Below are 6519 nucleotides of genomic sequence, written 5' to 3' on the forward strand. Positions count from 1 at the left end.
CGTTCGCTGGGACGCATGCACGCGGGGCGGCTTCGCCATTATGCCCCACATGTCTGCGCCCGTTATTGGAAAGTTAGCTACCCAGTTTTGACTTAGGAGTAACATGAGACTTTTCATTTTACTAGCATTAGCATGTTGCTGTATTGAATCCAAAGCAGTAGTCATGCGTCATGATATTTCAGTGGAAAAATATCATGTTGAAAAAATGCCAGATTACATAATTGATATGCCCCATGAAGGACATGGAGCATTGATAGCTACACAATGGATAGTCACAGTAGCACACACGATTTTCTATGATTATACGGGAACTACTCTAAATATCGGCTCCCAAGAATATCAAATAGAAAAAGTATATATACACCCAAATTACTTAAAACCCAGCAAGGAAATGCTAAGCGGAGATTTGGCGCCACTGATGCAAATTTTGAAATCAAGTAGCGATATAGCTCTGATAAAACTTTCCAAAGCTGTCTCAAATATTAAACCGATTTCTCTTTATTCAAAATCTGACGAAAAAGGTAAAATCCTAACGGTCTTTGGCAAAGGTGCTACTGGAAATGGATTAACCGGTGAAAATTTAAATACTAAAGCGCTTCATCAGCCAAATAGATTTCAAAATATGGTAGAAAGCGCAAGCGGTAAATGGTTATCATTTAAGTTTAATTCACCGCACAACGCCCTTCCGTTGGAAGGAATGCAAGGCTCAGGAGACAGTGGCGGTGCGTCTATCATTTATCAAAACGGCACTCCCTATCTCGCGGGCTTATCTAGTTGGCAATTTGCAACTGGGGATATGTCTACATTCAAAGGCGGTTTGTATGGAACAACTGCTTATCAAACCAGAATATCTAATTATTACAATTGGATAAAAGGCGTAGTGGGTAGCTAACAAACAAATCAAGTCGCTCGCAGGCTCGCTGGGACACAAACATGGCGGTTGTGTCGCTTCGCTCCGATTATAACCGCCATGTTTGTGCCCCTTATTTGGGTGTTAGATGCTTATAAGAAAGGAATCTAAACTTGGTCTCACCTTTATATATTTTTCTGTGTTTTTTGTTTCTTATTACCGGAACTTTGTTATTCAATAGCTTCAAATATAAAGGACTCGTTACTTTTTCGTGTTTGGTATTTGCCGTCTTATTTTTACGTGGCTATTTTTATGAATCATCCGACTTTGCCAAAGAAAATAGTCATGCAAAGCTCATTATAAGTCTGTGTATTATCTACTTTGTCCCGGTAGCACTGCTGGCTACCATTGCAAAACTGTGTGAAAAACTAAGTTACTTAAAAAGTAGTGTTGTTGCTGTAATCTCATCAATAATTGTCGGAGCAAGCTGGCCTGTTTTTGTACTACTAACAATTTGTAGTATAGGCTTGGACTGTGTTTAATCCGTTGGGTCAGACGAGGTTGTTTATGAACGCACCTAACAAGCCAATAAACGCACTCACTACGTTCGCTGGGACGCATACACGCGGGGCGGCTGCGCCATTATGCCCCACATGTCTGCGCCCGTTATTGGAAAGTTATAAGGCGTCAGCCTAAGCTTCGTTTGGCTATATAAAAATTCCAGTAAAACTACCCTCACCTGTTTTCATTAGCATCGCTCTGGCTTGTGGTAAGTTTATATCCGCCGCTTTCAATTCAAAGGTGGTGTAATAGGCGCTTTACCTTCTAGTTCTTATTTTCAGCCAGCAAGCGCCATTACACTTGGTAGCTCAGATGGCGGCTAGCTTCTGTCATATCAAAAACATCACTGCACAGTCGTTTTTCTTGTCTGCGTTAACAATCAATCGTATGCTGGCTTCATTAGTTTTTAAAAAGACCAAAGGAACTGGCTCTGCTTCTAACAAAGCGCTAAAGTCCACTCCCTTCGGTCGCTCGGACGCATTTACGCGGGGCGGCTTCGCCATTATGCCCCACGCAACTGCGCCGCTTAGCTTAATGTTATAAGGCGTCAGCCTAAAATTCATTTGGCTATATAAAAACTTCAGTGCAACTGCGCTCTCCCGTTTTTATTAACATCGCTCTGGCTTGTGGTAGGTTTAAATCCGCCACTTTCAATTCAAAGGTGGTGTAATAGGCGCTTTATCGCCAAGTTCTTATTTTAAGCCAGCAAGCGCCATTACACTCGATAGCTCAGATGGCGGCTAGCTTCAGCCAAATCAAAACCATCACTGCTCAGTCGTTTTGCTTGTTTGTGTTAACAATCAATCGTATGCTGGCTTCATTATTTTTTAAAAAGACCTAAGGAACAGGCTCTGCTTCTAACAAAGCGCTAAAGGCCACTCCCTTCGGTCGCTCGGACGCATTTACGCGGGGCGGCTTCGCCATTATGCCCCACGCAAATGCGCCGCTTAGCTTAATGTTATACACCACCCATTTTTTAGTAAAAATCAGGCCAAAGTTCAGCGCTTTTTTACAACGGCTTTAGGGGTTCGTTTTAGTTTTTGGTTAGCATCAAAGGTAACTTAAAAGTTCTGCTTTTCAACTCAAGCCGCCCTCTTTTCTGGCTGCTTGCTAAAGTTAAAATCGCTGGTTGTTTTGTTCAGTACTTTTACCCTATTTTCTTCAACATGCTGGCAGTTAAGAAACGGTTTGTGTATAACAAAAAAATTAAGCCGCCTGCTGCCGCAGGCTGGGACGCATACACGTGGGCTGCTTCGCATTTTAGCCCACATGTCTGCGCCCCTTATTTAAAAGTTATATTCAGAGGAGGAAACTTTAGTGACCAAGTTTTTTGGAGTTCTTTTTTATTTACTTTCGTTTTTGTTAATTTCATGGAGCCTGTTATCTGCTCTTGGTTTGTTAATGAACTTTTCCGTGCCAGAGGATGCTTATAGTATCGGACTGTTAACTGGAAAAGTTTTGGCTATTACGCTTTTCTCATTGCTTGGCATTAGAGCTTTCAAAGCCGGTAAGCGAAGGTTTACAACAGCATCAGATGAAAAAACAGCCATCTGAATATAACAAACCAATCAAGCTCGCTTCCTGCGGTCGCTGGGACAGTTACTCGCCCGCGCTATCGCTATTTTCGCGGGCAAGCAACTGCCCCTTATTGGGGCGTTAGCCACTAAAAAGGATTTTTCATGGATACAGGTTTTCTAATACTTTTAATATCCTGCTTAAGCGGCTTTATATATTTAATCATTGGCTATCTGCTTACCTTCAAACAAAAAGCGGATGTACTTAACGGCATCGACTTTTCTAAAATTGCCGACCTACCTGCTTTCTGCAAATACGTAGGCAATAGCTTTTTATTATCTGGTGTAATACAAATCGTAGTTGGGGTGTTAGTTTACTTAGCTTATTTCGACCTTTTACTGTTCGTAGCTATTTATGTTTTCTTTTCGATATTGCCCATTGTTAATGTCGTCAGGGCTATGCGCAAATTTCAAAAAAGTACTTCGTAAGTGAAGCGCGGCTAACAAGCCAATCAACACTCTCACTACGTTCGCTGGGACGCATACACGCGGGGCGGCTTCGCCATTATGCCCCACATGTCCGCGCCCGTTATTGGAAAGTTATGTGCTTTGGTAGTAAAAAGGATTTTAGACATGGAAGAAACACTTAACTCGCTCACCAATTTTGTACTTACTATAGGCTTAATTGCCGTAGCTTCAGTATTAGTAGGCCATGTTTTTGTTAGAAAAGCTCTGCTGGCTAGAGGTAAATCGCATTCAAGTAGTAAGCTTGTTGGTAGCTCCATAAGTGTCTTACTTTTATTGGTTTTATCTTTCTTTTTTGTAATACCTAGGTAACTATTAAATTGCGTCAGCACATAACAAAAAAATTAAGTCACTCACTTCGTTCGCTGGGACGCATACATGCGGGGCGGCTTCGCCATTATGCCCCACATGCCTGCGCCCCTTATTTAAAAGTTATAAGGCGTCAGCCTAAACCTCGTTTGGCTTTATAAAAATCCTAGTTCAACTACCCTCACCTGTTTTCACTAGCATCGCTCTTGCTTTAGGTGGTTTTAACTTCGCCGCATTAACTTCAAAGGTTGCGCATTAGGCGCTTTATCGCCAAGTTCTAATTTTCAATCAGTAAGCGCCAATGCACTTGGTAACTTAAATGGCAGCTTGCTTCAGTCAAATCAAAGCCATCACTGCGCTGTTGTTTTACTTGTTTGTGTTAATAATCAATCGTATGCTGGCTTCATCAGTTTTTAAACAGACCAAAGGAACTGGCTCTGCTTCTAACAAAGCGCTCAAGTCCACTCCCTTCGGTCGTTCGGACGCTAACATGTGGGCTAACTCGCTTCGCTCGGAATTTTAGCCCACTTGCCAGCGCCGCTTAGCTTAATGTTATGTGCACATGAAAATTCAAATTCTTTCAGTTTTATTATTACTAAGCGGATGCTCCAGCATCGACAATAAAATCGGCTATGGAGTGAACTTCGAAATTCCAATTGAAGCGTCGTGCCTTATTAACACAATAAATGAGTATGAACCGTTTCAGCCTGTTACCGCTTTAGACTCATCTTTGGAATTCACATATTTGGAAAATAGTACTAGTTTGAGTCTTAACTCTAAGAATTTAATCGGTGGTTATCAACTAACTATCGATGGCATGTTCCTCGGAAAGAGTCATCTACAATTTGTTCAAGAGGCAGAGCAAACATCAAAATTAGTTCAGCTCCTTGTAAATCAAGGTTGTTCTTAGTGAGTGCACATAACAAAAAAATTAAGTCACTCACTTCGTTCGCTGGGACGCATACACGCAGGGCGGCTTCGCCATTATGCCCCACGTGCCTGCGCCCCTTATTTAAAAGTTATACACCACCCATTTTTTAGTAAAAATCAGGCCAAAGTTCAGCGCTTTTTTACAACGGCTTTGGGGGTTCGTTTTAGTTTTCGGTCGGTATCAAAGGTAACTTGAAAGCCCTGCTTTTCAACTCAAGCAGCCCTCTTTTTTAGCTGCTTGCTAAAGTTAAAATCGCTGGTTGTTTTGTTCAGTACTTTTACTCTATTTTCTTCAACATGCTGGCAGTTAAGAAACGGTTTGTGTATAACAAAAAAATTAAGTCGCCTGCTGCCGCAGGCTGGGACGCATACACGTGGGCTGCTTCGCATTATAGCCCACGCGCCTGCGCCCCTTATTTAAAAGTTAAACCCTTATTCAGCATCAAGTCTCTTTAATGCTTTTTTGTAAGCCTCATTTCTCTCGCGTTTTCCCACTGCAAGCACTGTAACTACAACTACGTCATCAAGTACCTGATACACCAACCTATATCCTGATTGACGTAATTTTATTTTATAAACATTATCGGCACCTAACACTCTATCTGGGGCTACGTGCGGTGTTTTTAATCTCTCTGCTAACTTCTTTTTCAGTTGTTGCTGCAAAGTGCTACCTAGTTTATTCCATTCTTTTAGGGCGCTTCTCTTAAACTCTAATTTATAGGTCATCCAAATTCACCGAAACGCTTTCTTCACCTTGCCTTTCACTAACAAGCTGTAGTAGTTCCAGATCCTCCAAACGATCCATCATTTTTTCGTAAATCTCAGCCGGGACACAGTAGAATGCGGGTTCATTCCTATTCAATATAGCGACAGGATCGCCATATGCACTGCTCGCAACTTTCATAGGGTTAGCTTTTAGTTCAGTAATACTTGCAGCAACATCTGCCAAAACTCTCGCCGCCATAACGGTCTCCTAAAAGGTCTTTAATTAGGTCATTTTAGGCTATCATTGTTGGTTTAACAAGCGCATAAACTCGCTCACTACGTTCGCTGGGACAAAAATACGTAGGCTCCCTGCGCTTCGCTTGGTATTGTAGCCTACATATTTTTGCCCGTTATGCGGGTGTTATACACAGGACTTACCCAAACTTTAGTAAAAAGCAAGTCAAAGTTCGGCGCTTTTTTACAACAGCTTTGGGGGTTCGTTTTAGTTTCTGGTAAGCATCGAAGGAGGCGTAAAAGCTCTGCTTTTCAACTCGAGCAGCTCTCTTATTTAGCAGCTAATAAAAGTTTAAAACATTGGTTGTTTTGTTCAGTGCTTTTACTCTATTTTCTTCAACATGCTGGCAGTTAAGAAACGGTTTGTGTATAACAAAAAAATTAAGTCGCCTGCTAGCGCAGGCTGGGACGCATACACGTGAGCTGCTTCGCATTTTAGCCCACGCGCCTGCGCCCCTTATTTAAAAGTTATGTTCTTAGTGGAAAAACGAATGCCAAATTTTTGTAACGGGTGCGGTAATGAGCTTAAAGAACCACTCGAACAATACGAAGCTTATGAGGGCATGCATTGGTTTTGCTTTCATTACGCCTATGAGCACTTTACTGACGACCCAGAAACACCATGCGACAGCAGACATTGCCCGACATGGCATTTAGAAATATTGAGAACAGAATTTATTTCTCGGGGCGAAAATCCTGATGAAATCATTGAAAAGGCAATTTTAGAAAAGTGGTCTAAAAGTGCACGAACATAACACATATGAGCCTCCGGGCTGTCAATGAAAAAAGATAGCCCTTTGACCACTATTTCAAGATCAATACCGTTGCCCT

10 protein-coding genes are annotated in these 6519 nt (G+C 41.8%); 8 read left to right on the forward strand and 2 right to left on the reverse strand.

What is annotated here, in order from left to right; translation table 11 throughout:
- Positions 1–103 precede the first annotated feature (103 nt).
- The 7 genes from ACHUFN_RS19840 (at position 104) to ACHUFN_RS19870 (ending at position 4669) form a co-directional block, all read left to right on the forward strand.
- Entirely contained in the window at positions 104–892 is a 789-nt protein-coding gene (locus tag ACHUFN_RS19840) for a trypsin-like serine protease (RefSeq protein WP_394224464.1), read from the forward strand.
- A gap of 831 nt (positions 893–1723) precedes the next feature.
- Positions 1724–1954, forward strand: coding sequence for a hypothetical protein (locus ACHUFN_RS19845; RefSeq protein ID WP_394224465.1), 231 nt, complete (start codon positions 1724–1726; stop codon positions 1952–1954).
- 774 nt (positions 1955–2728) lie between these two features.
- A complete protein-coding gene (locus ACHUFN_RS19850; protein ID WP_394224466.1) occupies positions 2729–2965 on the forward strand; it encodes a hypothetical protein in 237 nt (78 codons plus the stop codon).
- 125 nt (positions 2966–3090) lie between these two features.
- Positions 3091–3414 carry a hypothetical protein gene (locus ACHUFN_RS19855; protein WP_061997005.1) on the forward strand — a complete coding sequence of 108 codons (324 nt, stop codon included), beginning with the start codon at positions 3091–3093 and terminating at the stop codon, positions 3412–3414.
- Positions 3415–3558: 144 nt separating this feature from the next.
- Positions 3559–3762 carry a hypothetical protein gene (locus ACHUFN_RS19860; RefSeq protein ID WP_394224467.1) on the forward strand — a complete coding sequence of 68 codons (204 nt, stop codon included), beginning with the start codon at positions 3559–3561 and terminating at the stop codon, positions 3760–3762.
- 316 nt (positions 3763–4078) lie between these two features.
- Positions 4079–4282, forward strand: coding sequence for a hypothetical protein (locus ACHUFN_RS19865; protein ID WP_394224468.1), 204 nt, complete (start codon positions 4079–4081; stop codon positions 4280–4282).
- 39 nt (positions 4283–4321) lie between these two features.
- On the forward strand, positions 4322–4669 hold the full coding sequence (locus ACHUFN_RS19870; protein ID WP_305412927.1) for a hypothetical protein: 348 nt from the start codon (positions 4322–4324) through the stop codon (positions 4667–4669).
- A 452-nt stretch (positions 4670–5121) separates the two neighbouring features.
- Here ACHUFN_RS19870 and ACHUFN_RS19875 read toward each other — a convergent pair whose 3' ends face one another.
- Positions 5122–5415, reverse strand: coding sequence for a type II toxin-antitoxin system RelE family toxin (locus ACHUFN_RS19875; RefSeq protein WP_007991254.1), 294 nt, complete (start codon positions 5413–5415; stop codon positions 5122–5124).
- Positions 5405–5653: a type II toxin-antitoxin system Phd/YefM family antitoxin gene (locus ACHUFN_RS19880; protein ID WP_039219417.1), complete on the reverse strand. Its 249-nt coding sequence runs from the start codon at positions 5651–5653 to the stop codon at positions 5405–5407. Before ACHUFN_RS19880 ends, ACHUFN_RS19875 begins: the two co-directional genes overlap by 11 nt.
- A 526-nt stretch (positions 5654–6179) precedes the next feature.
- On the opposite strand from ACHUFN_RS19880, the gene ACHUFN_RS19885 reads away from it, so the two are divergent.
- Positions 6180–6443: a hypothetical protein gene (locus ACHUFN_RS19885; protein WP_394224469.1), complete on the forward strand. Its 264-nt coding sequence runs from the start codon at positions 6180–6182 to the stop codon at positions 6441–6443.
- Positions 6444–6519: the final 76 nt, after the last annotated feature.

This window comes from Alteromonas gracilis, assembly GCF_043642145.1.
Classification (GTDB): Bacteria; Pseudomonadota; Gammaproteobacteria; order Enterobacterales; family Alteromonadaceae; genus Alteromonas; species Alteromonas gracilis_B.